This window comes from Enterobacter cloacae complex sp. P29RS (genome assembly GCF_014893445.1).
Classification (GTDB): Bacteria; Pseudomonadota; Gammaproteobacteria; order Enterobacterales; family Enterobacteriaceae; genus Enterobacter; species Enterobacter intestinihominis.
Genome location: NZ_JADBPZ010000003.1, coordinates 100,911 through 126,502, shown reverse-complemented (window position 1 = coordinate 126,502; position 25,592 = coordinate 100,911). Strand labels below are relative to the sequence as shown.

Here is a 25,592-nt window from a genome sequence, read left to right as displayed (position 1 = left end):
TGTTTCCCCTCACCCTAACCCTCTCCCCAAAGGGGAGAGGGGACGATTACACCCTCTCCCCTTTGGGGAGAGGGCTGGGTGAAGGGCAGGTTCTACTTCACCAGCTTCTTCGTCATCTCCAGCAGCGTACGCACATCTTCCGGACGCGTGTCGCCGCTGGCTTTGTCGATAATCGAGCTGTAGATATGCGGGATGATTTTGCTCACGCCCGCGTCCAGGGCGATCTGCAGGATCTCCTCAAAGTTCTCCAGATCGATTCCCCCGGTCGGCTCCAGCCAGAAGTCGTGACGGGCGCAGGCTTCCGCCACCGCTTTATACTCGTCACGGCACTTGAGGCCGCCCATCGGGAAGTACTTGATTGAGCTTCCGCCGAAATCTTTCAGCAGGGCGATAGCGGTTTCAACCGGCACAATGCCGTCCGGCGCGTTGCTGCTCAGCGGGCCGGTGGAAATTTTAACCATGCCGACGGTGCCGGTCGGGGAGACCAGGCCGTTGACCACGGACTCATTCTGCCCCAGCAGCGCGCGGCTGGCGGCCACGCCGGTAAAGACCTGATTGACGTGCTGCGGCTGTACCTGGCGGGAGATTTCACTCACCATCGCCGACTGGTTCGGATCGCCTGCGCCCAGCCCCACGGAGAGCGCGTTATCAATCAGTGCCGCGTACTCGCGCATATCCGCGACGGCGCTCGCCACGTCGGGGTAATTTTTGGAGAGCACGCCCACCAGCACATGACCTTCCGCCGCCTCGTAAATGGCGCTGGCGTTGGATTTCGATCCTGCCAGCACGTTCAGGCAGACGCGGTCACGGTAAAAGTTGGGGGTCAGTTTCATGCGTTTTTCTCCTGTCCTAATACTTCGCTAATACGGCGGTACACGATGTTCAGCTGATCAGCATTCACGCTGCGTACATCCGCTTCGATAATCCCTTCGTTAGCTTTATAGCCACGGAAGTAAATGGCGTATTCGCCCTGCTTGAGCGCGTTCACCAGGTCACCGGTGCCGACGCCGGTGGTCGCTTCGTCAAACTTAATCTCGGTGCGCGCGATATCGCGACCCGCGCTGTCCCAGACCACGCGGGCGGTGACGCCGTTCAGGGTGTTGAGCGCGTCAATAAACGGCGTCATCTTCGCCACCATCTCGGCCCCGCTCTCCCTGGTGGCCGTCAGGTAGTGTTCGATGGCGCAGGTCAGGCCGAGGATCCCCTCTTTGCCCACCTTCATCGCGCGGCCAATGCCCGCCGTCTGGCGCTTCACCCACTCAACGTACTGGGTTTTGCCGATCACCAGGCCGCTGGTTGGGCCTTCAATCGCCTTCGCGCCGCTGTAGATCACCAGGTCCGCGCCGGAGCGGTAATAGGTATGCAGATCTTCTTCCGCTGCGGCATCAACGATCAGCGGCAGGTCGTGTTTACGCGCCACCACCGCCGCCTGCTCGACGCTGAGCATGCTTTTCTGTACGCAGTGGTGCGATTTAATGTAGAGGATAGCCGCTGTACGCGGGGTGATCGCTGCCGCCAGCTGTTCGGCAGAGCATTCGTTGGCGTAGCCCGCTTCCACCAGCCTGCCGCCGCCCAGCGCTACCATGGTGCCTACCGGCGCGCCAAAGTTAACGTTGTGGCCTTTCGGCAGGACGATCTCGTTGTTCTCAATCGGTGTGACGTGCAGGTTTTCCAGCAGCCAGTCGCTGTCTTTCACCAGTACCGCCGCCACGGACTGGGCAATGCCCGCCGACGCGCAGGAGACCACCGTTGCGCCTTCCACCTCCAGCAACTTCGCGATGTATTCGCCGGTTTTATTGACCAGATCCTTTATCTCGAAGTAGTGATTCATGCCGTCCATCGCCGCCTGCACCACTTCCGGGCGCGGCGTGGAGACACCCAGCGCCGTCATGCGGCCAGAGGTGTTGATAACCTGCTTTAAGTTGTACTTCTCATAAATCGAAGGCATGTTCCGTGCTCCCTTGTTCGGTCATGTAGCCCTTGCCCGCGCGGATCGCGGCAAGCGGCACCAGAATGTGTTCAGCCTGCAGGCTGTCGTTTTCAGCATCCGTCAGCACCGTCGGCTGGCGTTTAAGGGTGAACAGCGTCAGGTCAGCGTCGAGGCCAGGCTGAATGCGGCCTTTGCGCGTCAGGCGCAGGCCGTCGGCGGCGTTGGCGGTGACGCAGTCAATCACCTGCGGCAATGACATGCCGATGGCGAGGAATTTCGACATCACGCTTGCCAGCGAGCCGACCGGGCCGTTGATGCGGTTGCGGCAGTAGATATCCGAGCTGATGGTGTGCGGCAGAATGCCCATCGCGATGGCGCGTTTCGCCACCTCAAAGCTGAAGCTCGCCGTGCCGTGGCCGACGTCCAGACGCACGCCGCGCTTCAGCGCAGACGTAATGGAGGCGCGCAGCTCGCCGGAGGGCGTCAGAATGCGGTTGGGCTTGCCGTTGTAGCAGTGGGTAATGATGTCGCCGGAGCTTAACAGCTCGGCAATCTCATCAAGGTTCGGCGGGTTGTTGCCGATGTGCACCATCAGCGGCAGGTCGCCATTCTCTTTTTGAATCGCTTTCGCGCGCTCCAGCGGGGTAATGCCGTTTTCACCGACCACGCTGCTGCTCATGCGCGCCTTCAGGCCGACGATAAAATCCGGGTAGCGCGTCACCGCCTGCTTCACCGCATCAGCATCAATATTGGCCATATTGGCCAGCTCGTTCTGGGCAATCAGCCCCACGCGGGAGATGTTCAGCAGGGCAAACACCTCGGTGGATGCTTTGCGGGTAATGGCGTAAAAATCATCCACGTCGTCGGCCCCGGTACTGCCCGCGTCCACCACGGTGGTGACGCCGGTGGCAATGCCCACGCTGTCCGGCTCGTCGTGGTAGATCGGGGAGTTCGGGTAGCAGTGGACGTGGGAGTCAATCCAGCCCGCGCTGACGAACACGTCACCGTTAAGCTCAACCGTTTTACGAGCGGGAGCGTCAATTTGGCCTGTCGCGGCGATCTTCCCGTCCTGAATGGCGATATCGGTCAGGGTATCGTCGGCGAGGCGCGCACGGCGCAGGAGTAGATCAAACATGGGGTTCTCCTGATAAGGCGGGCACCGAAGCGCCCGCAGGTATTAAAGGGCGACCGGGAACAGCCAGCCCAAAATCATTGCGCCGAGGATGGCGCCACCGGTAATCGGCTTCTGCCAGATGTAGAACAGCAGCGCGCCCACCAGGGAACCGACGCCGATTGGAATGGAGGCGGTCATGGCGCTGAGGATAATCAACGGCCCGAGGAAGCGGCCGGAGGCGTTACCCGCGCCCATCATCACGTCTGCACCGTAGGTGGAGTTACTCTGGTTGATGGTGAACTTACGCGCCAGGATGATGACGTAGCCAATCGCCAGACCAATCACCAGGCCGGTAATCAGCGAGGCAATAAAGTTGGTCACCGGGAACATGATCCCCGCGCCCAGCAGCAGCGCCGGTACGCCGAGGCCCACGCCGGTCTGGATCGCCCCGCCGATGTCGAGAATCCCGACCAGCGACCCTTCGATGATACGGGCGAAAAGGAAGCTTGCGCCGAACGCCGCCACCGCGCCGTAAACGCCGGTATCGATTCCCGCTTTCAGCATTGCCACGAAGGCCACTTCGTTAAACGCGCCGATACCGTAGAGGTAGTACATGTGCGTCCCGGCGAAGACGCCGGAGGAGAGCAGGCCAACGAAGATCGGGAACGACCAGTCGGCATACCAAAAACCTTTATTCTGTTCCATTTAGAGGCTCCTGTTATTTACCGCTGAGCGAGTTGTGGATCATATCGAGCCAGTTCGGCACGGTCAGATGGAAGGATTCGATCATCTTCATGTCGAAGCCGCGGAAGAAGCCGCTCAGCACAAACAGCAGGACGATCGCCGCCATCATCACTTTGGTGACGTGGTTCCAGCCGCTCTCTTCCACGCCTTTACCGATCAGGATCCCCAGCACCAGGCCCGGCACGGCGTTACCCATGATCAGCTGCGCTGCGCCGCCAAAGATGGTGGCCCAGAAGCCCGATTTTTTACCCGCGTCGATGGCTGCCAGCCAGAAGATCACCGGCATCACGGTGTTGACCAGCAGGTTCGCGGCAGGCACCAGCACCTTCACGGCGGTGACCTGAAGCGCAGCCGGAACGGAGGAGGCGGTCAGGTTAAGGAAGGTCACGACAATCATGCCGATAATGCCGCAGGCAATCGCCATTTTGCGCGGGTCATGCAGCGTTTCACCGACGTTACGGTTTTTGATCATCAGTGCAGCAGCACCCCAGTTCGGGATGATGCGGTGGTCAACGTCCTGTGTGAAGGCACCTGCGGCCACGGAAGAGGCCCAGGCGTTAAAGAAGAAACCTAACCCAAAGGAGAAGTGGGACGCCGGATCCCCTTCACAGGAGTTCAGTTCCCCCAATGTACGAAACGCGCCCATACCCTGAGTGGTAGGCGCATGAAACATGCGTGCAGCCCCGGCTCCAACACCGACGCCAACCAGGCCGCCAATGATGAGCGATTTTATTAATATAATTAAGAACATCAGTCTGCCCTTTTATGAATAATCAGCGTTGCGTGACGAAATCCACCTGGTCGAGATTGATGGCGGTCACGTTGACGGTCACATCCAGCTCCACGCTGTAGGTGCGTCTTTCCCGACGCAGAAAGAAGAACAAAAACGCTTCTTTTCGCACCGCTTCTTGCGCCTGAACAACCTGCACATCCTGTGGCTCAATACGCAGTAAGATATGCGGTGAGGCTTTCATCACCGCGGCCTGTACGTGGTTGAGGGCGTCGGCAAAGGCGCGCGCTTTGGCATCGCCCTTCCCCTTCACTCTCACCGTGGTCGTGAACTGTTCTTTCATGCTTACGCGCCGTATTTCTTCTGCCACGCCTGTACCAGACGCTCGCCCAGCTCTTCTTTATCCATAAAGCCAAAGCCCAGCACGTTGCAGCCTTCGTTGATAGCGGTCACCCCCTCATCCACGGAGCGCATGCCGTATTTGGCCTTGTAGCCGTATTTGGTCTGGGCGGTGATGGCACCCGCGCCGCCGCTGCCGCAGAACGAGATCCCGAAGGTGGCGTTTTCTGCTTTCATCACGTCACCGAGCTTCATATCCGCTGCCATGCCCGGTACGACAACCGCGCGTCCGCCGGCTTTTTCCACACCCGCAGCCACTTTCTGACCTTTACCCAGGCGATCGCCAATCACGACTGTAATCTGTTCCATGTGTTGCTCCTTAAAGGTTGTCTTTCGCGACTTCGAAGTGAACGGAGAGCAGCCAGGCTTCTTCATCAGGAAGATTGCCAAACTGCGCTACCACTTCACGGGCAAGTTGCATTGAATCTGGTGAAATTTCGTCGAACAGCTCTGCTTCAACCTCCGGCAGCGGCTCGCCGGTCACAGACCGGTGCGCCATTGCGCGAACGTGGGAGGTCAGCATCTGCTCCTGTACCGCGTTGGGGATGATGTTGTGCCGGGCCAGCAGGGCGTAGACCTGCTGAAGCATGGTGTTCGCGAGCTGTTCTGTTTGCACCGCCTGTTCCCCAACGTCGTTCATTACCGCTCCGTTAATCACTCGTCTTACCCCGTTAATGGCTCTGGAATAAAACTAACGTCGAGGGGGCGTTGTTTGTAGCGAGTTGTTTTCCACTTCGAAGTGGAAAGGCGAGCCGCGGCAGTGATCTGTGCCACATAAATGCGGTGAATCTGGATTAATCGCTGGATTTACGTGATGAATATCACGCTATTACGCGGCACTAAACAGGTAAGCGGAGTGGAAAAGATTACGAGCAGGCTCGTAGAAATGTGACGGGGATAAGGTTTTCTTATGGGGAGGGAGAAGAGTGTGAGCGGGGATGCTTAACGCGCCCCGCTCATCCAGACTATCAACGATACTTTTTGTGATACGCGTTGCGGGTCGCCGCAAACTGGTCGGCTGCCGCCTGGGCTTCCTTCACTTTGCCTTCGTTCGCCAGCTTCAGCGCGCCGTCGATCTGGCCGACCAGCACGTCAAAACCGTGGCGGTAGTCTTTCATCTCGGCGCTGTCCGCCGCTTTGCTTTCCAGCTTCGGCGGCGTCGCTTTTTGCGCATCCAGCGCCGCTTCACGCATTTTGGTCAGTGCGTCTTTCATCTCCGCCGCATCGTCGGTTTTCTGCACCACCTTCAGGTTTTGACTGAGGATGTCCATGTTGTCTTCAAGATCGGCAGCAAACGCAGATGAACCAAGAACCAGCGTTGAAGCCGCGACGATCGCTAACAGGTGTTTACGCATTGCTCACTTCCTTTTTTATTATAAATCACGCTTTTACGGGGATTATTGCCCGGCGATTTTCATCTCCGGCAGTAATACAGAACCACACTGAATATTGCTGCGTGTTTCAATATCGTTACCGACCGTAACAATATTGCGCCACATGTCCTTGAGGTTGCCGGCGATGGTGATTTCGCTCACCGGATACTGAATTTCACCGTTTTCCACCCAGAAGCCCGCTGCGCCGCGAGAGTAGTCGCCGGTGATACCGCTCACGCCCTGCCCCATCAGCTCGGTGACCACCAGACCGGTGCCCATCTCTTTCAGCATCTGTTCAAAATTCAGGCCCTGCCCGGCAATGCGCCAGTTATGAATGCCGCCCGCGTGCCCGGTGCTTTTCAGCCCCAGCTTACGCGCGGAGTAGTTGGTCAGCAGCCACTGGGTCAGAATGCCGTCTTTAACGATATCCCGGCGCTCCGTGCGCACGCCTTCGCTGTCGAACGGCGTGGAGGCCAGCCCTTTCAGCAGGTGCGGGTGCTCTTCGATGGTCAACCATTCCGGCAGGATCTGCTTGCCCAGCGAGTCGAGCAGGAAGGTCGATTTACGGTACACCGAACCACCCGCAATCGCCCCCACCAGATGACCAAACAGACCGGTTGCCACTTCGTTGGCAAAAATGACCGGGGCTTTCATGGTGGAGAGTTTACGCGGCGAGAGGCGTGACAGCGTACGTTCGGCGCACTCTTTTCCCACCCACTCCGGAGACTGCAAATCCCCCAGCGCGCGGCCAATGGTATACGCGTAATCACGCTCCATATCGCCGTTCTCTTCGGCGATCACGCAGCTGGAAAGCGAGTGGCGGGTTGAGCAGTACCCCTGCAACATGCCATGGGAGTTACCAAACACTTTGATGCCGTAGTGGCTGTTAAAGCTGCCGCCTTCGGTATTGGTGATGCGTTTGTCAGCCTGCAAAGACGCCTGCTCGGCGCGCGAGGCCAGCTCAATGGCCTCATCCGGGGTCACTTCCGCCGGATGGAACAGATCGAGATCCGGCGCGTCAAACGCCAGCAGCTCTTTATCAGCCACGCCAGCGTAAGGATCCGGGGAGGTGTACCGCGCGATATCCAGCGCCGCCTGCACTGTACGGGCGATGGCATCCGGGCTGAGATCGGTAGACGACGCGCTGCCTTTGCGATTCTGGTGATACACCGTGATCCCCAGCGCGCCATCGCTGTTAAATTCTACATTCTCCACTTCGCCATAGCGGGTGCTCACGCTAATGCCGGTGGTTTTGCTGACCGCCACTTCGGCGCCATCTGATTTACCTGAAGCGAGCATCAGCGCGGTGGAGACGGCTTCTTCCAGGATCTTACGCTGCGCTTCAACTTGTGAGGTTACTTTCATCGCAAATGCCATACTGTAAGAGAGAGTTAAGTGAAGTCTAACAGAGAACCGTTTTTCAGTGCGCGTCTTAACTGGTAACATTAGCCTCTTTTTTTAAGGAGCCTGACATGACTAAGCAGCCCGAAGACTGGCTCGACGACGTTCCCGGTGATGACATCGAAGACGAAGATGATGAGATCATCTGGGTCAGTAAAAGTGAAATTAAACGTGACGCCGAAGAGTTAAAACAGCTTGGCGCAGAAATGGTAGAACTGGGTAAGAACGCGCTGGATAAGATCCCGCTCGACCAGGATCTGCGTGATGCCATTGAACTGGCACAGAAAATCAAGAAAGAAGGGCGTCGCCGCCAGCTTCAGCTTATCGGGAAACTGCTGCGTCAGCGCGATGTTGAGCCGATCCGTCAGGCGCTGGATAAACTGAAGAACCGCCACAACCAGCAGGTTGCGCTGTTCCATAAGCTGGAGCAGATCCGCGACCGTCTGATCGAGCAAGGTGATGACGCGGTACCTGAAGTGCTGAACCTGTGGCCGAATGCCGACCGCCAGCAGCTGCGTTCTTTGATCCGTAACGCGAAGAAAGAGAAAGAAGGGAATAAGCCGCCGAAGTCTGCGCGTCTGATTTTCCAGTATCTGCGCGAGCTGTCTGAGAACGAAGAGTAAACCCCTCACCCCAGCCCTCTCCCCAAAGGGGAGAGGGAGAAGAGATAATGTAGGCCCGGTAAGCGCTAACGCCACCGGGCCTTTTTTTACTCTGCGGCCGCGGCTTTCTTCGCCAGACCGTCCAGCAGCTTCTGATGGATCCCACCAAACCCGCCGTTGCTCATCACCAGAATGTGATCGCCAGGCTGTGCGGCTTTCACCACCATATCCGCTAAGACATCCACGTCCGCACTCCAGTGCGCTGGCTGAATGCAGGCGTCGGCCACTTCGGCCACCTGCCACGGAATATGCTGCGGTTGCAGGAGGAAGACCTCGTCGGCACGCCCTAAGGACGGCGCGAGATCGTCTTTGCATATCCCCATTTTCATGGTGTTCGAACGCGGTTCCAGCACGGCCAGAATACGCGCGGTGCCGCCAACTTTGCCACGCAATGCGGCAAGCGTCGCCAGAATGGCGGTTGGGTGGTGCGCGAAATCGTCGTACACCGTCACGCCATTCGCTTCACCACGCAGCTCCAGACGGCGGCGGGCGTTAATGAATGAACCCAGCGCATTGGCGGCATCCGCAGGCAGTACGCCCACGTGACGCGCCGCGGCGATCGCCATCAGGCCGTTGTGCATATTGTGCTCGCCCACCAGGCCCCACTTCACTTCGCCCACTTTTTCGCCGTCGAGCAGCACTTCCCATTCGGAAGCATCCGCGTTGAGCTTTTTCGCCTGCCAGTGCCCCTGCTCGCCAACCAGCTCCTGCTCGCTCCAGCACCCCATCGCCATAGTCTGCTTCAGGTTGATATCGTTCTCCGGCAGGATAATGCGGCCCTGACCCGGAACAATGCGCACCAGATGGTGGAACTGTTTCTGAATCGCTTTCAGGTCGTCAAAGATATCCGCGTGATCGAACTCAAGGTTGTTGAGGATCAGCGTGCGTGGGCAGTAATGCACGAACTTGGAGCGCTTGTCGAAGAACGCGCAGTCGTATTCATCCGCTTCAATCACAAAGAACGGGCTGTCGCCCAGACGCGCGGAGACGTCGAAATTCCCCGGCACGCCGCCGATCACGAACCCCGGCTTGTAGCCGCAGGCTTCGAGGATCCAGGTCGCCATACCGGCGGTGGTGGTTTTGCCGTGCGTCCCGGCAACGGCGACAACCCAGCGGTCGCGCAGGACAAAGTCATGCAGCCACTGCGGGCCAGACATGTACGGGATATTACGTTCCAGCACCGCTTCAACGCATGGATTCCCACGGGTCATGGCGTTACCAACGATCACCAGATCCGGCTGCGGCTCGAGCTGGCTGGCGTCATATCCCTGAATCAGAGAAATCCCCTGCTTCTCCAGCAGCGTGCTCATCGGCGGATACACATTGGCGTCCGAACCTGTCACTTCATGGCCCAGCGAGCGCGCCAGCATTGCCAGTCCGCCCATGAAAGTGCCACAAATCCCCAATATATGAATGCGCATACGTCACTATCCTTCTTCAATGTGGCGCACATTTTACTCACATGTCAGCGGCTGTGAAACGCATTTCAGGTAAATCCGTATTTTGCTGGCGCGATTCACCTCTGCGCTAATATTTGAATGTTTGTTAAGATTGTTGGACATCAACCGCTTTACTCAACATAAGATGCAGGGAAAGTGTTATGAAAACGTTAGGTGAATTTATTGTCGAAAAGCAGCACGAGTTCTCTCATGCTACGGGTGAGCTCACTGCTTTGCTGTCGGCAATAAAGCTGGGCGCTAAGATCATCCACCGCGATATCAACAAGGCCGGTCTGGTCGATATCCTGGGTGCCAGCGGTGCCGAGAACGTTCAGGGTGAGGTTCAGCAGAAACTCGACCTGTTCGCCAATGAAAAACTGAAAGCAGCACTGCGCGCGCGCGACATCGTTGCGGGTATCGCCTCTGAAGAAGAAGATGAGATCGTCGTATTCGAAGGGTGTGAACACGCAAAATACGTTGTTCTGATGGATCCGCTGGACGGCTCCTCCAACATCGACGTTAACGTTTCTGTCGGTACCATTTTCTCCATCTACCGTCGCGTCACCCCGGTTGGCACACCGGTGACGGAAGAAGACTTCCTGCAGCCGGGCAGCAAGCAGGTTGCTGCCGGTTACGTGGTGTATGGCTCATCCACCATGCTGGTGTACACCACCGGCTGCGGCGTGCACGCCTTTACCTACGATCCGTCGCTGGGCGTTTTCTGTCTGAGCCAGGAGCGCATGCGCTTCCCGGAGAAGGGCAATACCTACTCCATCAACGAAGGCAACTACATCCGATTCCCGAATGGCGTGAAGAAGTACATCAAATTCTGCCAGGAAGAGGATAAAGCCACCCAGCGCCCGTACACCTCGCGCTATATCGGCTCGCTGGTGGCGGATTTCCACCGTAACCTGCTGAAGGGTGGTATTTACCTCTACCCAAGCACCGCCAGCCACCCGGACGGAAAACTGCGTCTGCTGTACGAGTGCAACCCGATGGCATTCCTGGCCGAACAGGCAGGCGGCAAAGCGAGTGACGGTAAAGAGCGTATTCTGGATATCGTGCCGGAAAGCCTGCACCAGCGCCGTTCGTTCTTTGTCGGCAACGACCACATGGTGGAAGACGTTGAACGCATGATCCGCGAATTCCCGGACGCGTAACGCGTAAATAGGGGAGCCCGACAGGCTCCCCTATTTTTATCATGCCGTTTGCGCCGTCAGTTTGAAGGATGCCATCGCCTCCATCAGCTCGCGCGATTGTTCCTCCAGGGAACGCGTTGCCACAGAGGACTGCTGAACCAGCGCCGCATTTTGTTGCGCCGTTTCATCCATCTGATTGACGGCAATGTTAACCTGCTCAATACCGCGGCTCTGCTCCTGAGACGCCGTCGCAATTTCTCGCATCAGTTTGGTCATACGCAGCACTTCGGTAGCGATCTCGTCCATCGTCTCACCGGCCTGTTGCGCCAGCTCGCTGCCCTCGTTCACCTGGGTTTGCGAATCGCTGATAAGCGAGCGGATCTCTTTCGCCGCATCGGCACTGCGGCTGGCGAGATTGCGCACCTCACCCGCCACGACCGCAAAACCCCGTCCCTGCTCGCCCGCGCGCGCCGCTTCCACGGAGGCGTTCAGCGCCAGAATATTGGTCTGGAAGGCAATGCCGTCGATGACGCTCAGGATATCGGCGATGCGCGTCGAGCTGCCGGCGATGTCGCGCATCTTCTCGATGACGTAGCAGACCATTTCGCTGCCGCGATCGGCGGTATCGGAGACCGACTGCGCCAGCTGGTGCGCCTGCCCGGCGTTATCGGCGTTAAGTTTCACCGTGGCGGTGATCTCTTCCATGCTGGCGGCCGTCTGCTCCAGCGAGGTGGCGGTGGATTCCGTGCGCTGGGCCAGGTTCAGGTTCCCTGCCGTCAGCTCGCGGCTGCCGGTATCAATCTGCGAGCTGGCGTCACGCACCCGCAGAACGGAATTCATCAGCGACTGGCGCATCTCTTCGATGACCGCGTTGAGGCGATTAAATTCCTGGCTCGCGGGCGCGTTCAGGGTGTGGGTTAAATCCCCGGCCGCTACGTGCTCCAGCTGGACAATTGAGGCTGAAAGCGGCTTGAGCAGCATATGGCGCAGCACCAGCCAGGCCAGCACGATAATGCCTGCCGTCAGCAGCGCCGCGACGATAATCAGGATCAGCACACGGGTTTTACTCGCCTGCACGGCGCTCACCTCCGCTTTGCCGCGCGCCTCGCTCCACGTCTGGAACGCCTGCATATCGTTATCAAACTGCTTCGCCACCGGGACCAGCTTGCTTTCCAGCAGATCGTAATAGCCGTCCGCACTTTGCTCGTTCAGGGCTTTCAGCATCGGGCTGATACCCTGCTGGCTGTACACCGCCAGGCTCGCGGCGACGTTATCCAGCAGCTTTTGCCCCTGCTCATCCGCCACGCCGCCGCCGATCACGCCCTTCAGCGTTTTCTGTGCCAGCGCCACTTCCTGGTTAATGGTTTTGACCGCCCTGGCCGCATCGTCCAGCAGGCCGACCTCCATCATGCGGACGGCCTGTCCCGCTTCGTTACGCGCGCGCAGGATCAGCGTATAGCCGGCATTCAGCTGCACCATCTGTTCACCCTGAAGATGATTGATGCGCTGGAGAGAAGCGGAACTTTGCGTAAGGGCATAAATGCCAATGCCGCTGACAATCAGCAGCAGAAGGGTCATAACGGCCAGTAAAGAGAGCAAGCCGGTACGAATCGATAGCGTTTTAAGCATGATGTTATTTCCGGTAGCGAGATATTTCTGGGCATAAAAAAAGAGTATCGACCGCTACCGGAAAATGTTTAGAGTTTAAGCAATTTCAGCATGTTATCGCCCTGTTAAAGATGTATTCACACGGGTAACAGGCGAGCTCTGGCGGTTCTCCCACAGCACCGTCAGGCCGCGCTGGAGCGCGATAAAAATAAACAGCAGAATACCGATGGCGATTTTGGTCCACCAGGAGCTGAGCGTGCCGTCGAAGTTGATGTAGGTCTGAATCAGCCCCTGGATCGCCACGCCAAACAGCGTACCGAGCACCGTCCCTACCCCGCCGCTGAGCAGCGTACCGCCAATCACCACCGAGGCAATGGCGTCAAGCTCAACGCCCACCCCCGCCAGGGCATAGCCTGCCTGGGTGTATACCGAAAACACAATCCCCGCGAGCGTGGCAAGGCCGGTCGAAAGCATATAGATGCGGATGGTGGTGCTGCGCGTGGAAATCCCCATCAGGTTCGCGGACGTGGCGCTGCCGCCAATGGCATAAACCTGGTTACCAAACCGGGTACGGTGAGCGAGGAAGATCCCGATCACCACCACGCCCAGCATCAGCAGCCCCATTGCGCTCAGGCGCCCTCCGCCGGGAATTTTCCACGCCAGGCTGGAGAGCGTGTCGTAGATCGGATGGTTAATCGGAATTGACTCCTCCGACACCAGATAGCTCACGCCGCGCAGGAAGAACATCCCGGCGAGGGTGATGATAAACGCCGGGATTTTCAGCGCGTCGATCAAAAGCCCCATAAAGGCGCCGAACGCGCAGCCCATAATCAGCACCAGCGGGAACGCCAGTAGCGGCGAAATGCCCCAAAAGCCAATCGCTTTAGCAAGGAACACGCCGGTAAAGGCGATCACCGACCCAACGGAGAGATCGATCCCGCCGGAGAGGATCACAAACGTCATGCCAACGGCGATAATGCCTAAAAAGGCGTTGTCGGTCAGGATGTTGCAAATCACCCGCGTGGAGGCGAAGCCCGGGAACTGGGTCAGGCAGTAAAGGTATCCCAGCACGAACACGCCCAGCGTGATCATTAACGGCAAATTACGTTTTATCATGACCGCGGAACCCCTTAATGAGAGTGATAAAGCGCGGCGACTGCACGATAAGTACGATAAGCACCACGACCGCTTTGACGACCTGATTAAGCTCCGGCTGGAACCCGGAGAGCAAAATACCGGTATTCATACCCTGAATAATTAACGCCCCCACCACCGAGAGCAGCAGATTAAAACGTCCGCCCATCAGCGACCCACCGCCGATAACCACCGCGAGGATCGCATCAAGCTCCAGCCAGAGTCCGGCGTTGTTGGCATCCGCCCCGCGAATGTCGGCCGCCACAATCACCCCGGCAATCGCAGCACAGACGCCGCTCAGCACGTAGGTCAGCATCACCATCAGCCGTGTATTTACCCCGGCGTTTTTCGCGGCCCGAATGTTAATTCCCACCGCTTCGATGAACATCCCGAGCGCCGTTTTGCGGGTGAAAAGCCAGAACACCACCAGCGTCACGAGCGCGACGATTACCGGGGTCGGGAAGAACAGAAAATTACCGCTGCCAATCCACGCAAGATTCGGGGAGGTAAAGGTGACGATTTGACCGGAGGTGATAAGCTGCGCCACACCGCGCCCGGCCACCATCAAAATCAACGTCGCGACAAACGGCTGGATCTTGAGCACCGCGACCAGAATGCCGTTCCACAGCCCGGCTAATACACCGGAGCCCAGCGCGGCCAGCAGAACCACCGGCAGGCTGTGCCCGGCAACGGTCATCGAGGCGGCGGTGGCGCCCGCAATCGCCATTACCGCACCGACGGAGAGGTCAATCCCGCCGGTGGCAATCACCAGCGTCATGCCAATCGCCAGCAGCGCCACGGGCGCGGCACGGTTTAAGATGTCGATCGGGCTACCAAACAGGCGGCCATCCTGCACGACGATCTGGAAGAAATGCGGAGCCACCAGGCTATCCACCAGCAGCACCAGCAGCAGCGCCACGATTTGCGGCGTGCCGGTCGGCCAGCTGAAGCGGCGCTTCGCTTCGCCAGTTTGCGAAAGAGAACGGGACATCACATATGACTCCTTACGCCGCGATGGCATTCATGATCGCCGGAACCGACAGTTTATCCAGCGGGATCTCTGCCACCTGCCTGCGATCGCGCATGATGATGACGCGATCGGCATAGCCAACCAGCTCCTCCAGCTCAGACGAGATCACCAGCAGCGCCAGACCGTCGGCGCACAGCGTTTCGATAAGCCGGATGATTTCGGCATGCGCGCCCACGTCGATACCGCGCGTGGGCTCGTCGAGGATCAGGAACTGCGGTTTGGTCAGCAGCCAGCGCGAGAGCAACACCTTCTGCTGATTACCGCCCGAAAGGAACTCGATGGGCTGTTCCGCGCTCGGGGTACGGATACCGAGCTGGCGGATGAAGCGCTCGGCAATGGCGTTCTGCTCGCGCTTAGGGATCGGACGCAGCCAGCCGCGCTGGGCCTGTAGCGCCAGAATGATGTTTTCCCGCACCGAGGCGGCGGCAATAATCCCGTCCGTTTTTCTGTCCTCCGGGCAGAAGCCCACGCCGAGGCACGACGCCTGATGTGGTGAACGTAGCGTTTGTGGTTTGCCTTTGATCAGCGCCGTTCCGCTGTCGGCAGGTTTGATCCCGAAGATCACTTCGGCGGTTTCGGTGCGCCCGGAGCCTAACAGCCCTGCCAGACCCACAATTTCACCGGGGCGTACCTCGAGGTTAAACGGCGCGATGGTCCCTTTTCTGCCGTAATCGTGAAACGCGGCGATCGGTTTTTCGCTCAGCAGCGTACGGCCCGCGCGCTGGAGTGCGTTGGTCTCCAGCTCGCGGCCCAGCATCATTTTGACCAGCTCAATCTGCGGCAGCTCGCGGGTTTCCCGGCAGCCGACAAAGCCGCCGTTGCGCAGCACCGTAATACGGTCGCTTACCTCGTAAACCTGATCGAGGAAGTGCGTAACAAAGATCAGGCTCACGCCCTGATCGCGCAGCTGGCGCATCAGGGTAAAAAGCATCTCCACTTCCTGGGTATCGAGGCTGGCGGTGGGTTCATCGAGGATCAGCACTTTCGCCGAGAGATCGATAGCGCGACAGATCGCCACGATCTGCTGCATCGCCACGGAAAAACGGTTCAGCGGTTCGCGCACGTCGAGAGAGAAGCCATACGATTCCATCAGCTTCGCGGCGCGCGCTTCCATCTCTTTGCGGCGCAGCAGGCCAAAACGTCTGGGCTCGCGGCCAATAAACAGGTTATCCGCTACCGACATGTTTGGCAGCAGGTTCACTTCCTGGTAGACCGTGCCGATCCCCAGTTGCTGCGCATGCGCGGTGTTTTTGGGCGAAATAGCATTACCTTCCAGCCAGATAGCGCCGCGATCGGCGTGATAGACCCCGGTCAGGGTTTTAATCAGCGTCGACTTCCCCGCCCCGTTTTCGCCGAGCAACGCCATGATCTCCCCACGCCGCAGGCTGAAATCAACGTTATCCAGCGCCTTAACGCCAGGGAAAAATTTACTCAGGCCCTCTGTGCGGAGGATTTCCTGGTGTTGTTCGGTGGTCATGGTTTCCCCTCACCCTGACCCTCTCCCCGGAGGGGAGAGGGGATTATTCGTGCCAGTCTTTAATTTTCTGCCCAAACTGCCCTTTTCCCTCTCCCCTCCGGGGAGAGGGCTAGGGTGAGGGGGGCTGAGCTTAGTAGCCCATATTTTTCTTCTTCTCTAACTCTTCTTTCGCCGTGTCCGGCAGGTAGAGCGTGGATTTGGTGATGGTCAACTTCTCAGGCTGGGTGCCGTCTTTCTTGAATTTCTCCAGCGCATCGAATGCCGGGCCCGCCATGTTCGGCGTCAGCTCCACGCTGGCGTTCGCTTCGCCGTCAATCATCGCTTTGTAGATGTCCGGTACGCCGTCGATCGAGCCGGTGAGAATATCTTTGCCCGGCTTCAGGCCCGCTTCTTTGATGGCCTGGATGGCGCCGATCACCATGTCGTCGTTGTGGGCGTAAACCATGCAGATATTTTTGCCGTTATTTTCTGCCTTGATGAAGCTTTCCATGACCTCTTTACCCTTGCTGCGGGTGAAGTCGCCGGACTGAGAACGGATGATCTTGATGTTTGGTGCTTTGGCGATGGCCTCCGCGAAACCTTTCTTACGGTCGATAGCCACGCTCGCCCCGACGGTGCCCTGCAACTCAACCACGTTACACGGCTTGCCATCCACCTGCTTCACCAGCCAGTCACCAATCAATTTGCCTTCCAGCACGTTATCGGCGGTGACGGTGGTCATATAGAGAGATTTGTCTTTTACGTCGATGGAACGGTCGAGCAGGAACACAGGAATTTCAGCCTCTTTAGCTTCCTTCAGCACCGGCTCCCAGCCCGTGGCAACAACCGGGGCGATAAAGATGGCATCCACGCCCTGAGCGATAAAAGAGCGCACCGCTTTAATCTGATTCTCTTGCTTTTGCTGACCATCGGCGATTTTCAGGGTAATACCGCGCTTTTCGGCCTCACTTTTCGCCACGTTCGTTTCAGCGGCGCGCCAGCCGGATTCAGATCCGACCTGCGAAAATCCAACGGTTAACGGTGCGGCCATCGCCATAGACGACATGGCTGCCGAAACTGCTGTAACAAGAAGTAAGCGCTTCCACATATGAACGTCCTCGTAGGGTAGGTTATTGTTGGTTAAAAGATGTTCTGCGGATGAACTATAGCCAATGGAATATGTTACGGATTGCGTTACATCACACTTCAGAAAAGTGAATAAAACGTTAATCACAAGTTTGTAATCGCTTTCATTTCCACATTTAAAATGCGGCTGAGTTTATGGATTATCCTGTCATGGAAACGGTCTGAAAAGTGAAAGCGCGAGGGAGATAAGACGAAAACAGGCGAAGACTTTCAGCGCCAGTTGGCTATAATACCTGCCACTTGTTTACCATCCATTTTAAAGGACACCGACATGAGCTTACTCAACGTCCCTGCGGGTAAAGAACTGCCAGAAGACATCTACGTTGTGATCGAAATCCCGGCCAACGCAGATCCAATCAAATACGAAATCGACAAAGACACCGGTGCGCTGTTCGTTGACCGTTTCATGTCTACCGCCATGTTCTATCCGTGCAACTACGGCTACATCAACCACACTCTGTCTCTGGACGGTGATCCGGTTGACGTACTGGTCCCAACGCCATACCCATTGCAGCCAGGCTCCGTCATTCGCTGCCGTCCTGTTGGCGTGCTGAAAATGACCGACGAAGCGGGTGAAGATGCGAAACTGGTTGCCGTACCGCACACCAAACTGAGCAAAGAATACGATCACATTAAAGATGTGAACGACCTGCCAGAGCTGCTGAAAGCGCAGATCGCCCACTTCTTCGAGCACTACAAAGATCTCGAAAAAGGCAAATGGGTTAAAGTTGAAGGCTGGGATAACGCAGAAGCGGCGAAAGCAGAAATCATCGCCTCTTTCGAACGTGCAGCTAAGAAGTAATTCTTACTGCTGATACTAAGCCCCGCGCGTCGGGGCTTTTTTTTTCTCTGGTTAAAAGCCCTACAGATGATTTTTAAGAAGAATCTCATTCATTTTGGGCGAGGCATTCAAAAATGAAAAAAATATCCCTATTAATTATGGTGGGAGTAGTTGAATAGCTTGGCTGTTCACAACATACTGTCATGATGAACATTAATCCCCATTTATTATTGGATTCATATGTCATCCATTAACATTGATGTAGCCCGCCCAACTGGAATTTATTTTATTATTGAAAGGCTGTATTCCCGCGATGGCCTTATGCCTTCCTTTGGAGAAATAAGCCCCTCTTTAACGCAGGTGCACCGTACTGTCATTCAGCTAAAACGTAAGCAAGACATGTTCATGGATGGGGTTAAAGTTACCCCAAAAGATATTACCCTTTGGCAACAGATAAAATACCTTACGGGTTCAAAAGTCACGACTAAAGATACAGATACGCTAGTGTATACAACCGATTTTATCGGCTCCCTTGTTGCCACAACGCCGTTAGGCAATATTGAACTTGAGAATATTCCTCGGTTCCTCACTACAGAGTCTATCCACTCCCTGCCACAGGCGGTGAGTTATGGTCGAGATCCCATTCCACATGTTCTCCTTTATGGTCGTAAGGATATTATCTTTTTTATGGATAATGGTGGAAAAGGTACACCAACCGCTATTGCAAAATATAACCATAATACGCGTGATCTTGCCATAATCAAAGATCAGCTAGAAGCCAGTAAGACAATGAAAGAGCTGCTCTCAAAAGGAGCAAAACTATGAGTAAAAAAAGTCATTTAGTAAGTTTAACCATCCTTATCATTGCCGCGTTTATCTTCGGCAGAAGCACGTATATTGAATACCTGGCATGGTATTATGGGACCAATGATTTAATATTTAACGAAACAACCCCCTCATTAGTATCCAGTTTATTTAACGGGCTCTACTTCGCCCTTTCAGCATGTATTATTTACGTGTTACTCATTATATTAAAGAGAATCCCCAAAAATATTGTAGTTTCATGTCTGCTTCAGTTCTGTATTAATATTGGGCTATATACTCTTTTTGTTGCAGTAGATAGAGGTTATAGTAAATTGCATACTTTAGGCTCTGGTGCTACTGACATCACCCACAGCTATTTTTTAGGGGCGTTGCTGACGAGCACTCTCCTGACCGTCGCGATCGTGAGCGTAATACATGCTAAGTTTCTTTCTTCAAAGCATAAAGATGGGCTACATAAAGGCGTTTGATTGCTATGGCAAAGACAGCAAAGGGCAGTATCTCTGCATCATGACGTTCCAGCTTGCCTGGTTTATGTTTTACTTATGGATCCCTTATCGAAGCGATTATGCGATTCTGCTGTTTTTACTGTTCTTTCTGCCCGTCATTTCAAGCAATACGCGGTGCATAAACTACTATGGCCGTTCACGCTCCTTGTGTTTGTTATGGCTTATCGCCCCGTACATCATGCTGTTCATTCCTTTGTTTTTAACCCGGCGCAAGGATACAGAACAAAGCTGATTGAACAAAAAACAACGCCACCTTACGGTGGCGTTGTCGTTTTTCAGAACTGGTCTCTGTCTAACCAGTTACCGCTTTCAATCAGCGTTAACCCGTCGACCGAACGTTGGTACACGTACATCCATGCACTGCCGTAAGGCGTCTGGATCAACTGGCGAGCGTATTCACCGCCCCTGGTGCGCAAGGCATCAAGTTCGGCCAGCGTAGCATTATCAATACGATAAACTTCACCCTGTACCGTTCCGTTCCCCGGAACCGCGCCTGGATAGTGGCCCAGACTGTACAGCTGATAGTTTTCGATTGTGTAATTTCCCAGCAACTGGGCGTTGGTCATCCAGTGGCTGTTGCCTTGCTTGGTTCGTAAACTGCCGTAAACAAATATTCGCATTGCTAAAACTCAAACTGATAGAGCAGATCAAGTGCCTGGTCTACGCCGGACACTGCTTCCAGATATAGCTTAGGCATCAGGCGGTAACGTAACGTGAGTGTAGCCAGTGAGTCAAAGATCCCCACGCCATATTTTACCTGTAGACCCGGCAGTACATAGCCGCTGACCACTACCTGCGAAGAGTCACCCACGCCCTGAGTGTCCAGCGCCAGATTGCTTACGCCAAACGTCTCGCCGATTTTACCCACAACCTGACCACTTTGTGCAACCCCCAGACCGACTAACATTGACGTCATTGCCGCACCATCGCCCTGCTGGCTATCCAGACCCTGGCCGCGCAGCAGGTAAGAGAGCGCTTCCTGTTGCGACATGGCCGGGTCAGAGAAGATCTCTGCCTTAGGTTCGTCGGCAGAGCCCGTCACGCGCACGCCCGCAATCACATCATCTTCGGTGGCTTCCGGGTTACGGATCGCTTCGATATTCAGGACCGGCTGATCCGGTGGACCGGAGAACAGCAGCTCACCTTTACGCACAATCAAATCCTGACCGTAGGCATGGAAGCGCCCTTCAGGAATATTGATTTGTCCATTGAGGCCAAGCCCCTGTTGATCCTGCGCCACCTTCAGGTCGCCCGTGAGTCTCGCCTTCAGCCCAAACGCGTCCAAACGCACGTTATTCCCCACGTGCACAATAAGATTACTATTGATCGGTATGCCAGCGCTCTTCTGTTCAACAGGTTTCAGATTTTCATTGAGCATAACTTCATCACTGGAGACGCCAACCGCGCTTTCCGGCACTTCGTGAACCACGATGCGCGCCCAGGGCACGTCGACGCGGCCGTCCAGGGTGAAGAGACTCGGCGTTGCCTCAAAGACCACGTCTGGCGACACGTCCAGGCGCACCATCGGCGGTACCGTGATACGCACCCTGCTGCCCTTGGCCGCAATACGGGCGCGCCAGTTGTCGAGCTGGCTCCAGTCTGCGTCACCAGTCAGGTTGATTTGTCCCTGCTGTGTCAGCACTGAGCCACTGAGGGTTGAGCTTTGGCCGTTAAAGTTCATCGTCAGCTGGCTTGGCTGCATATCGAACGGCATAAAGTTACCGTCAATGTCCACGCCGTTTAACCGCATCTGGCCAAACAGCTGCGGGCTTTGCGCATCCCCCGCCAGACGCAGGTTGGCGCTGAGCATCCCCGCCGCCTTTTCTCCCCGCGAGAAAATCGGATTCACCATCGCCAGGTTGAAGTTGCGAATATTGACGTTGCCGCCGAGATTGCGCCGCCCTTGCGGATCGGTAATTTGCACCTGTCCGTCAAGCTGACCGTTGTTGGTCAGACGAATAAGCCATCCCAGTTCCGCACGATTGTTACGCAGGTCAGCGTTCACATTCAGGGTGTCGAACGCCACCGGCAGCGGCGCGTCATTGACCTCCTGCGTCACCTTCACGTTACGCCCGGAGAGGGTAACGCTGCCCTGCGGCAGTCCCTCTTTAGTGGTGTCCCACGCGACGTCCGCTTTACCGCTGAAGACCCCGCTGGCCTGGGTGGTTTCCGGCATAAACGGTTTCAGCATCGCCAGGTCAAAACGGTTGAGGTTGATCTGCGCGCGTCCTTCCGCGCCCGCATCAATGGTCTGCGGCACGCACAGCTCAGCATTCGGGTTGGTCCAGCAGTGTGGCCCAATGCTGATCTTTTGCTCCGCATTGCGGTAGTCCAGCGCGATGGATCGGGACAGCACCAGCGGGCCGACCGGCGTGCTGAAGCGGGTGTTATCCAGCACGCCCTTCCAGCGCGTTGCCTGGCGGTCAAAACTGCCCGTCAGGTGCAGCTGCCCGGAGACCGGCTCGCCCTGCACGCGCAGCTGGAGATCGTGCTGCTTTTCGTTACCTTTTGCCGCCAGCGTAACCAGACTGATGTTCACGTCCGGCTGGGAGATACGCTCCACGCGCAGGTCCAGGTTTCCGCCGATCTGATCGGTGGATTTCACGTCCCCTTCGACGCGCACGCGGGCAATGGAAAGTTCCTGCCAGCGCAGGTTATTGGCGGTGATGTCCGCCAGCAGCTGCGGCGCCTCCACTGTACCGCGAACCTTCACTAACCCCTTCGCCGTCCCACCAAGACCCGGCAGGGCGTTATCGAGATTTGGCGCGTCGATGGTGGCATCCAGATCGAGATCTTTCACCCCCAGCTCGCCTTTGATATCTGCCGTGTTGCGGCCCAGCGCCACGTGCAGGCCCGGGATCACCCACTGGAGATAGCTGTTGCCCTTAAGCGAGCCCTCTACGTTGACTTTGTTCTGCTTCACGTTGCCGGTGAGCTTGAGTTCCGGCACGTCCATCTGCCAGGTGCCACCGTACAGGCTACCGCGGGTTTTGATCAGGCCATCCAGTTTTGACGGCCAGTCCGGGACCTCTTTAGCGGTGTTGATCCCGGTCAGCTTCAGCTCGCCGCGCCAGCTGATCGCCTGCTGCCAGTCGAGCAGCGCGGTCAGCTCGGTTTTCCCTTCCAGCGCCGCCACGGTCAGCTTGTCGAGGTTAACCTGCAACTCGTTACCCTTCGCATCCAGAGTAATATCGGCGGGCGGTACTCCCTGCCCCTTCACTGCCGTACGGAACGACAGCGTGTAGTCGGTCATTTTGCCACTCAGCTTCAGCTTTAGATCGTCGGCCTGGAACTGCTTTTCACCGGTGAACGGCCAGTAAAGCTGCTTGCTGACAATCTCAAGGTTGAGCGGTAGACCGGCCTCTGCCAGCTGGGTTTGCCCGCGCAGTACCATATCCACAGGGCCGGAGAGGTTCACGCCGAACTCCAGCTTCTCGCGCAGCGCGCCGCCGACTTTCACCTTCACCTTCTCGCCTTTCAGCGGATCGATGTTCAGGGCGCTGTTAAGGGTAATATCTACCGGCCAGTTATCGCGCAGCAACGCATTGCCTGAGGCGTTTACCGACCCCTGGTTGGTATCGATATCCAGCGCGTCGAGCTTCATGTTGCCGTCGATACTGCTGACTTTAAGCAGCATGTTGAAGACCGTCAGATCGGTATCGCCGGTCAGACGCAGCTGCTCGCCCTTAAACTCTTCGATATTGAGGTTCAACGGCAGATGCACGTCGGTCATCTCCGGCAGAACCGGTTTCGAGAAGAGATCTTTCAGCGTTTCACCCAGCGGTTTTTCTTCCGGCTGCGGGTTCTGGATCTTCGGCTCGACGATCTCTTCCTGCGCCACGTCGGCTACCTTCGGCAGCGCAATCAGCAGCCCTTGCAGGGAGGTTGGGGTCAGGGTGAGGTTTTTCTCCTGCCAGCGCAGACCGGAGGTGAAATCCATCACCGATACCGTCGTGTCGTCGATTTTGATATTGACGTTATCCAGCGCGACCCGGTAGAGCGCAATCGGGTACGGCGTGGAGAGATTCAGCGGGCCGCTGTCCTCTTCCTCGACAGGCTCAGACTTCGGCATTTTTTTGGAGTCTATCGCCACATTCACATCTTTTAGCGACAGATCGTTTACGCACAGCTGGCTATCCCGCAGGCAGCCGAGCTTGACCGCCAGATGAAACTCGCCCGCGTTCACCGCCACGCCGGGCTGTTCATAACGGATATTCTTCAGGCGCAGATCGCGCCAGCCGCCCGTCACCTGGCCGATTTCCAGCCCTGGCACCCAGCGGTTCGCGGTGTTAAACAGCAGATGCAGACCTGTGGTGGTACCCACCAGAAATGCCACCGTACCGAGCAGTAATACGATAAAAATCAGCACCCCGAGGCTTATCTTCTTCCATAAACTCATAATTCAGGCCCCAGACCGATGTAAAACTGTAAACCGTGTTCTTCTTTGTCGCCCACCGGAACGGCGAAATCGAGCTTGATCGGCCCGACCGGTGACTGCCAGCGCACGCCCACACCCGCGCCGGTTTTGAAATCGCTGCGGCGGATGTCGTTCACGGCCTCGCCGCTGTCGACAAACATGGCGCCCCACCATTTGCCGCTGACGTTGTACTGATACTCCAGCGAGCCGGTCGCCAGTTTAGAGGCCCCGGTCAATTGGCCTTTCTCGTTTTCAGGTGAGATCGATTTGTACTTATATCCGCGAATGCTGCGGTCGCCCCCGGCGAAGAAACGCAGATCTGGCGGAACGCGTTCGAAGTCACCGGTTTCGATCCAGCCCAGGTTGCCGCGAACCACAAAGCGGTGCTTGTCGTAGAGGGTACGGATCCAGACGTTTTGCGCCTGCACGACGGAGAAATCCACGTCTGAGCCCCAGGCGGAGTTGGAATAATCGATGGAGTAGCGCTGAGAATCGCCCCAGGTCGGCATCAGGCCACCGCGCGAGCGGGTACGGCTGATCATCACGCCCGGATAAAGCAGCATGGTGGTGTTGGTGACGTTTGCCTGAGTAAAGTGGTCAAGGCTCCAGCGCAGGTTAATGGCGCGCTGCCAGCCGCTGGAGAGATCCCAGAAGCGTGATACCGCAAGCGTCGTCGAATCCTGTTCGGTATCGTTCAAATCGGTACGCTTAAAGCCGCCCTGCACGAGGTAGTATTGCTCAAGCGGATTTTTCAGCAGCGGCATTTTATAGCTGAAGTCCAGCTGCTGTTCAGGCGCAGACAGGCTGAGGCTGGTGGTCAGGCTGTGACCGTAGGAGTTCATCCACGGTTTTTTCCACGAGGCTTTCACGCGCGGGCCGACGTCCGTGGAGTAGCCGACACCGGTCTCAATGGTGTTCTCGGTGCGCGGTGAGACCACGCCATGCAGCGGTAACACTTTCGTTTTACGGGATTTATCAAATTGCGGTGCCACCACCACGGAGTTAAACCAGCCGGTGGCAGATAAACGACGGTTCAGCTCGCCCAGGTCGCTAGACTGGTAGTAGTCACCCTTTTTAAACGGCACCAGGTTTTGCAGATACTCATCACGGATTTGCGATCCTTCAAAGGTTACATCGCCAAACCGATAGCGCTCGCCGCTGTCGTAATCGATATCCCAGAATGCCTGACGTCGTTCAAGCGCAACGCCCAGCTGGCTTTTGTTGAACTGGCTGTCAAAGTAGCCTTTGCGCAGCGAAACGCTGGTTAAGGATTTTTTAAAGCGATCGTAATCCCCGTGATTAAGCACGGTGCCCACTTTCGGGCGGTTGCTGAGCAGATCAAGGTAGTCACGATCCGTGCGTGCACCGCCGCGCAGCACCACGTTCGTGCCGCCAATCAGGACGGGTTCTCCCGGCGAGACGCGGGCAATCAATACCTGACGTCCTTTAGCCGGCGGCGGGCGTAAATCGAAATCAATGGTGGGTTCGTAGTACCCCAACGCCTTTAAGCCTTCGCGAATGGCGTCATCCACGCGCGCGCGAAAACGCCGATCCGGCGTGACTTCATCGCTCTGGATGGTGGAAAGCTGCGCACGCACGTTTTTTTCCAGCGCCCCGGATAACCCTTCAACCTGCAAACGGACATTCGCCGCGCTGGCAATCCCGCTTGTCAGCATTAAACTGACTAAACATAACTGGCGGATCTTTGTCACGTTTTCTCCTGAATATCCCTGTTTCCACCCTGGAAGCAAATGCAGT

General features: G+C 56.6%; 24 protein-coding genes. 5 read left to right on the top strand and 19 right to left on the bottom strand.

Going from position 1 to position 25,592, the window contains the following annotated elements:
* Positions 1–92: 92 nt before the first annotated feature.
* The 10 genes from IM282_RS03475 to pmbA all read right to left on the bottom strand — a co-directional run bounded on the left by IM282_RS03475 (position 93) and on the right by pmbA (position 7,667).
* Positions 93–833: a KDGP aldolase family protein gene (locus IM282_RS03475; protein WP_045307827.1), complete on the bottom strand. Its 741-nt coding sequence runs from the start codon at positions 831–833 to the stop codon at positions 93–95.
* Complete coding sequence (locus IM282_RS03470; RefSeq protein ID WP_163347067.1) at positions 830–1,948, bottom strand: DgaE family pyridoxal phosphate-dependent ammonia lyase; 1,119 nt, start codon at positions 1,946–1,948, stop codon at positions 830–832. Before IM282_RS03470 ends, IM282_RS03475 begins: the two co-directional genes overlap by 4 nt.
* The gene (locus IM282_RS03465) at positions 1,932–3,065 is read right to left on the bottom strand and encodes an amidohydrolase/deacetylase family metallohydrolase (protein ID WP_032625226.1); all 1,134 of its coding nucleotides are present in this window, start codon (positions 3,063–3,065) and stop codon (positions 1,932–1,934) included. Before IM282_RS03465 ends, IM282_RS03470 begins: the two co-directional genes overlap by 17 nt.
* A 42-nt stretch (positions 3,066–3,107) precedes the next feature.
* On the bottom strand, positions 3,108–3,749 hold the full coding sequence (locus IM282_RS03460) for a DUF4310 family protein (protein WP_003856081.1): 642 nt from the start codon (positions 3,747–3,749) through the stop codon (positions 3,108–3,110).
* A 13-nt stretch (positions 3,750–3,762) separates the two neighbouring features.
* A complete protein-coding gene (locus IM282_RS03455; protein WP_006810337.1) occupies positions 3,763–4,539 on the bottom strand; it encodes a DUF4311 domain-containing protein in 777 nt (258 codons plus the stop codon).
* 22 nt (positions 4,540–4,561) lie between these two features.
* Complete coding sequence (locus IM282_RS03450; protein ID WP_006810338.1) at positions 4,562–4,861, bottom strand: DUF4312 family protein; 300 nt, start codon at positions 4,859–4,861, stop codon at positions 4,562–4,564.
* Positions 4,862–4,863: 2 nt separating this feature from the next.
* On the bottom strand, positions 4,864–5,226 hold the full coding sequence (locus IM282_RS03445) for an SFCGS family glycine-rich protein (RefSeq protein WP_006810339.1): 363 nt from the start codon (positions 5,224–5,226) through the stop codon (positions 4,864–4,866).
* Between the two features lie 10 nt (positions 5,227–5,236).
* Positions 5,237–5,575 carry a PRD domain-containing protein gene (locus IM282_RS03440; protein WP_026080657.1) on the bottom strand — a complete coding sequence of 113 codons (339 nt, stop codon included), beginning with the start codon at positions 5,573–5,575 and terminating at the stop codon, positions 5,237–5,239.
* 310 nt (positions 5,576–5,885) lie between these two features.
* Positions 5,886–6,272, bottom strand: coding sequence for a cytochrome b562 (gene cybC / locus IM282_RS03435; RefSeq protein WP_022646861.1), 387 nt, complete (start codon positions 6,270–6,272; stop codon positions 5,886–5,888).
* Positions 6,273–6,314: 42 nt separating this feature from the next.
* Positions 6,315–7,667, bottom strand: coding sequence for a metalloprotease PmbA (gene pmbA / locus IM282_RS03430; RefSeq protein ID WP_023299182.1), 1,353 nt, complete (start codon positions 7,665–7,667; stop codon positions 6,315–6,317).
* A 95-nt stretch (positions 7,668–7,762) separates the two neighbouring features.
* On the opposite strand from pmbA, the gene yjgA reads away from it, so the two are divergent.
* A complete protein-coding gene (gene yjgA, locus IM282_RS03425) occupies positions 7,763–8,314 on the top strand; it encodes a ribosome biogenesis factor YjgA (RefSeq protein WP_003856072.1) in 552 nt (183 codons plus the stop codon).
* An 86-nt stretch (positions 8,315–8,400) separates the two neighbouring features.
* Here the strand turns inward: yjgA and mpl are convergent, their stop codons facing one another.
* Positions 8,401–9,774, bottom strand: a complete 1,374-nt coding sequence (mpl, locus tag IM282_RS03420) for a UDP-N-acetylmuramate:L-alanyl-gamma-D-glutamyl-meso-diaminopimelate ligase (protein ID WP_022646859.1) — start codon at positions 9,772–9,774, stop codon at positions 8,401–8,403.
* A 179-nt stretch (positions 9,775–9,953) separates the two neighbouring features.
* Between mpl and fbp the strand changes: the two genes are divergently transcribed.
* The gene (gene fbp / locus IM282_RS03415; protein ID WP_022646858.1) at positions 9,954–10,952 is read left to right on the top strand and encodes a class 1 fructose-bisphosphatase; all 999 of its coding nucleotides are present in this window, start codon (positions 9,954–9,956) and stop codon (positions 10,950–10,952) included.
* Between the two features lie 39 nt (positions 10,953–10,991).
* Here fbp and IM282_RS03410 read toward each other — a convergent pair whose 3' ends face one another.
* From IM282_RS03410 to ytfQ, 5 genes are all read right to left on the bottom strand, one after another.
* Positions 10,992–12,560 carry a methyl-accepting chemotaxis protein gene (locus IM282_RS03410; RefSeq protein WP_192970117.1) on the bottom strand — a complete coding sequence of 523 codons (1,569 nt, stop codon included), beginning with the start codon at positions 12,558–12,560 and terminating at the stop codon, positions 10,992–10,994.
* Positions 12,561–12,653: 93 nt separating this feature from the next.
* Complete coding sequence (gene yjfF, locus IM282_RS03405; protein ID WP_023299180.1) at positions 12,654–13,655, bottom strand: galactofuranose ABC transporter, permease protein YjfF; 1,002 nt, start codon at positions 13,653–13,655, stop codon at positions 12,654–12,656.
* Positions 13,642–14,667: a galactofuranose ABC transporter, ATP-binding protein YtfT gene (gene ytfT, locus IM282_RS03400; RefSeq protein WP_161496795.1), complete on the bottom strand. Its 1,026-nt coding sequence runs from the start codon at positions 14,665–14,667 to the stop codon at positions 13,642–13,644. The genes yjfF and ytfT overlap by 14 nt, the downstream gene beginning before the upstream one ends.
* A gap of 10 nt (positions 14,668–14,677) precedes the next feature.
* Positions 14,678–16,180, bottom strand: a complete 1,503-nt coding sequence (ytfR, locus tag IM282_RS03395; RefSeq protein WP_045307823.1) for a galactofuranose ABC transporter, ATP-binding protein YtfR — start codon at positions 16,178–16,180, stop codon at positions 14,678–14,680.
* 130 nt (positions 16,181–16,310) lie between these two features.
* Positions 16,311–17,267, bottom strand: a complete 957-nt coding sequence (ytfQ, locus tag IM282_RS03390; RefSeq protein WP_022646853.1) for a galactofuranose ABC transporter substrate-binding protein YtfQ — start codon at positions 17,265–17,267, stop codon at positions 16,311–16,313.
* A gap of 309 nt (positions 17,268–17,576) precedes the next feature.
* Here ytfQ and ppa point away from each other — a divergent pair, with 309 nt between their 5' ends.
* The 3 genes from ppa (at position 17,577) to IM282_RS03375 (ending at position 19,378) form a co-directional block, all read left to right on the top strand.
* Complete coding sequence (ppa, locus tag IM282_RS03385; protein WP_006810347.1) at positions 17,577–18,107, top strand: inorganic diphosphatase; 531 nt, start codon at positions 17,577–17,579, stop codon at positions 18,105–18,107.
* Between the two features lie 219 nt (positions 18,108–18,326).
* Positions 18,327–18,911, top strand: coding sequence for a hypothetical protein (locus tag IM282_RS03380; protein WP_063146638.1), 585 nt, complete (start codon positions 18,327–18,329; stop codon positions 18,909–18,911).
* Positions 18,908–19,378 carry a hypothetical protein gene (locus IM282_RS03375; RefSeq protein ID WP_063146639.1) on the top strand — a complete coding sequence of 157 codons (471 nt, stop codon included), beginning with the start codon at positions 18,908–18,910 and terminating at the stop codon, positions 19,376–19,378. Before IM282_RS03380 ends, IM282_RS03375 begins: the two co-directional genes overlap by 4 nt.
* A 314-nt stretch (positions 19,379–19,692) precedes the next feature.
* Here the strand turns inward: IM282_RS03375 and IM282_RS03370 are convergent, their stop codons facing one another.
* Genes IM282_RS03370 through tamA form a run of 3 tightly spaced genes read right to left on the bottom strand, consistent with a single transcriptional unit; the run spans position 19,693 to position 25,546 of the window.
* Positions 19,693–20,037, bottom strand: a complete 345-nt coding sequence (locus IM282_RS03370; protein ID WP_045307822.1) for a gamma-glutamylcyclotransferase — start codon at positions 20,035–20,037, stop codon at positions 19,693–19,695.
* A 2-nt stretch (positions 20,038–20,039) separates the two neighbouring features.
* Positions 20,040–23,816, bottom strand: a complete 3,777-nt coding sequence (gene tamB / locus IM282_RS03365; RefSeq protein ID WP_155024556.1) for an autotransporter assembly complex protein TamB — start codon at positions 23,814–23,816, stop codon at positions 20,040–20,042.
* Positions 23,813–25,546, bottom strand: a complete 1,734-nt coding sequence (gene tamA, locus IM282_RS03360; RefSeq protein WP_022646850.1) for an autotransporter assembly complex protein TamA — start codon at positions 25,544–25,546, stop codon at positions 23,813–23,815. Before tamA ends, tamB begins: the two co-directional genes overlap by 4 nt.
* Positions 25,547–25,592: the final 46 nt, after the last annotated feature.

Excerpts from the sequence above, each read along its gene's own strand:
- mpl (WP_022646859.1), bottom strand. The coding sequence starts at position 9,774 with ATGCGCATTCATATATTGGGGATTTGTGGCACTTTCATGGGCGGACTG.
- IM282_RS03445 (WP_006810339.1), bottom strand. The coding sequence starts at position 5,226 with ATGGAACAGATTACAGTCGTGATTGGCGATCGCCTGGGTAAAGGTCAG.
- IM282_RS03410 (WP_192970117.1), bottom strand. The coding sequence starts at position 12,560 with ATGCTTAAAACGCTATCGATTCGTACCGGCTTGCTCTCTTTACTGGCC.
- IM282_RS03475 (WP_045307827.1), bottom strand. The coding sequence starts at position 833 with ATGAAACTGACCCCCAACTTTTACCGTGACCGCGTCTGCCTGAACGTG.
- yjgA (WP_003856072.1), top strand. The coding sequence starts at position 7,763 with ATGACTAAGCAGCCCGAAGACTGGCTCGACGACGTTCCCGGTGATGAC.
- ytfR (WP_045307823.1), bottom strand. The coding sequence starts at position 16,180 with ATGACCACCGAACAACACCAGGAAATCCTCCGCACAGAGGGCCTGAGT.
- IM282_RS03375 (WP_063146639.1), top strand. The coding sequence starts at position 18,908 with ATGAGTAAAAAAAGTCATTTAGTAAGTTTAACCATCCTTATCATTGCC.
- IM282_RS03450 (WP_006810338.1), bottom strand. The coding sequence starts at position 4,861 with ATGAAAGAACAGTTCACGACCACGGTGAGAGTGAAGGGGAAGGGCGAT.
- tamB (WP_155024556.1), bottom strand. The coding sequence starts at position 23,816 with ATGAGTTTATGGAAGAAGATAAGCCTCGGGGTGCTGATTTTTATCGTA.
- IM282_RS03455 (WP_006810337.1), bottom strand. The coding sequence starts at position 4,539 with ATGTTCTTAATTATATTAATAAAATCGCTCATCATTGGCGGCCTGGTT.
- ppa (WP_006810347.1), top strand. The coding sequence starts at position 17,577 with ATGAGCTTACTCAACGTCCCTGCGGGTAAAGAACTGCCAGAAGACATC.
- IM282_RS03460 (WP_003856081.1), bottom strand. The coding sequence starts at position 3,749 with ATGGAACAGAATAAAGGTTTTTGGTATGCCGACTGGTCGTTCCCGATC.
- IM282_RS03370 (WP_045307822.1), bottom strand. The coding sequence starts at position 20,037 with ATGCGAATATTTGTTTACGGCAGTTTACGAACCAAGCAAGGCAACAGC.
- ytfQ (WP_022646853.1), bottom strand. The coding sequence starts at position 17,267 with ATGTGGAAGCGCTTACTTCTTGTTACAGCAGTTTCGGCAGCCATGTCG.
- fbp (WP_022646858.1), top strand. The coding sequence starts at position 9,954 with ATGAAAACGTTAGGTGAATTTATTGTCGAAAAGCAGCACGAGTTCTCT.
- IM282_RS03465 (WP_032625226.1), bottom strand. The coding sequence starts at position 3,065 with ATGTTTGATCTACTCCTGCGCCGTGCGCGCCTCGCCGACGATACCCTG.
- IM282_RS03380 (WP_063146638.1), top strand. The coding sequence starts at position 18,327 with ATGTCATCCATTAACATTGATGTAGCCCGCCCAACTGGAATTTATTTT.
- pmbA (WP_023299182.1), bottom strand. The coding sequence starts at position 7,667 with ATGGCATTTGCGATGAAAGTAACCTCACAAGTTGAAGCGCAGCGTAAG.
- IM282_RS03470 (WP_163347067.1), bottom strand. The coding sequence starts at position 1,948 with ATGCCTTCGATTTATGAGAAGTACAACTTAAAGCAGGTTATCAACACC.
- yjfF (WP_023299180.1), bottom strand. The coding sequence starts at position 13,655 with ATGATAAAACGTAATTTGCCGTTAATGATCACGCTGGGCGTGTTCGTG.
- cybC (WP_022646861.1), bottom strand. The coding sequence starts at position 6,272 with ATGCGTAAACACCTGTTAGCGATCGTCGCGGCTTCAACGCTGGTTCTT.